Annotated in this window: 1 protein-coding gene; it reads right to left on the reverse strand. The window is 41.1% G+C overall.

Annotated elements, in window-relative coordinates; all coding sequences use genetic code 11:
• Nucleotides 1-370: hypothetical protein (locus tag FGF67_RS17335; RefSeq protein WP_158293249.1), on the reverse strand; the 370-nt coding region annotated here is incomplete at both ends.

A 370-nucleotide genomic window follows, 5' to 3' on the forward strand; every position in this document is an offset into this window, starting at 1 on the left:
TAATAGTTACCGTACCTCCCGTACAGAAGTCGATAGACTGATTGGTAAAATCATGTGATACGCTCGGTGAACATCCCCCCGCTAAACTGTTATTTATAATAGCTGTTTGATTAGTTACCCAAGCTGCAATATCAGCATCCAGTGCATTTTGAGCAGCAGTAGGATCCGCATTATCAAACTCACAGGCTTCAGCTGTATCATTACTAGGGGCATCATATGTTACTGGAGGAGATTCCACATTTATAATTTGGTCATAAGTTTCTGCATTCCCACAGGCATCGGTAATGGTATAAGTTCTGGTAACGACAATAGGACAGGTACCAGAGGCACTATCAGAGCTAGTTACTATTAAATCAGTATCATTGGTACA

The organism is Allotamlana fucoidanivorans (genome assembly GCF_006265225.1).
Classification (GTDB): Bacteria; Bacteroidota; Bacteroidia; order Flavobacteriales; family Flavobacteriaceae; genus Allotamlana; species Allotamlana fucoidanivorans.